Source organism: Streptomyces sp. NPDC053431 (assembly GCF_044544925.1).
In the GTDB taxonomy this organism is placed as follows: domain Bacteria; phylum Actinomycetota; class Actinomycetes; order Streptomycetales; family Streptomycetaceae; genus Streptomyces.
Genome location: NZ_JBITXX010000080.1, coordinates 1 through 1,409, shown reverse-complemented (window position 1 = coordinate 1,409; position 1,409 = coordinate 1). Strand labels below are relative to the sequence as shown.

Sequence of the window (1,409 nt, the reverse complement as noted above, 5' to 3'; positions counted from 1 at the left end):
AGACAACAGATACTTCCAAGGAGTGACTTTCAGTGCGTAAGAGACTTTCCCCGACAGGCTTACGGGCCGCTGTGGCAGCAGCCGGTCTTCTCGCCGTGACGGCGGCCGCGTCCCCTGCCGTAGCCGACACCCCTGTGTCGTATCCGGTGAACTCCTACTGCGGCAGCCCCGTCCTCAATGTCAAGAATTCCGGCCTGAACTTTCACGGCTGCCTCGAATCCCAGCTCGTTGGCGATAAGATCTACGTCCGCGGAGCCGGATTCCTCAGCAACGCTGCGGACTCGGCGAAGAGCGTGTCAGGGATCCGCTGGACCGAAACGAACCTGATCAAGCAGGATTTCGCTCTCCAGACCACCGAGACGGCGTCCAATGAATGCCGGTCCCCTATCGTTACGGGAGGCACCATCTCCGTCTCCGCCCACAGCAAGCGCTATCTGTGCCACACCGAATGGGTTCTCGCGACTGCAGACGCCTATGCATGGGGGGGCGGCGCCCGTCTCGTATACGCAGACCTGAGCACCTCCGCCACCCCCACCGGCCATCTCACGGTCCCCAACGACCCCCGCTGGAAGAACTGACCGTTTTCGACCCCAGCAGTCTGGGGTCGGTTCCGGGACAACTCCAGGCAGATCCCCGGTGGCGCAGAGCACACCAGCGCGCCGGCCGGGGCCCTGCCTGCAAAGACCGGGGCTTTCCGGCGGCCTCACCCCGAAGCAAATGCCGCGGCATAGCCCGTATCCGGGCTGGAGAACTCAAACGCCTCCCGTGCCGGCCCGGCCCGCCTGACGGCTTCACAGCGGCGCCGCCCTGAGCTCTTGCCCGCTTCTTAGCTGACGGGCCGAATTCAGCAGCAGGCTGGACAGCACCCACATACCAGAGCGGGTCTTTCCGGATTGCACCCAGCCACGGCAGACCGGGAAGATTTTGCCGGACTTTTCCGGCAGCCCAGCCTCCTTCAGGTGGAGCTGGAAATACTCGCGACCGGCCCCCTGGCAGAGCGTGCTAATCAGGTGCCTACCACAGTAAAACAGGAGATAATCTTAGATGCGAAATATGTTCCTTACTCTCGTCACCGGTGCGGCCGCCCTCGGTGCAGCTATTACAGCTTCCCCGGCTTCGGCCACCGAGATGCCGAATCCTGTTCCGGTCCTCATTTCCACCCAATCGGCCATCGATATCATATCGATCCGAATGGACCCCCCTCCGAAGAATTTCTGACAACATAAACCGCCGCTGCCGCCGAAAAGCCCGGCCCTCAAGGAACGCGCTTTCCCGCGCGGGGGAGACTCGACTCGCCCAGGATCGGGGTTCTCGCCGCCAGCGAGAACCCAGACCTTCACGCAGTAAATGCAAGCCAGTGCTGAGTGCACGCCCGCTCCTCCTGCCACATGACCGGCGATGTCCCCCCG

At 62.9% G+C, this 1,409-nt stretch carries 1 protein-coding gene; it reads left to right on the top strand.

Annotation, left to right across the window (positions count from 1 at the left end; translation table 11 throughout):
- Window positions 1-71: 71 nt before the first annotated feature.
- Complete coding sequence (locus tag ACIGXE_RS37745) at window positions 72-578, top strand: hypothetical protein (RefSeq protein WP_399754692.1); 507 nt, start codon at window positions 72-74, stop codon at window positions 576-578.
- Window positions 579-1,409 lie beyond the last annotated feature (831 nt).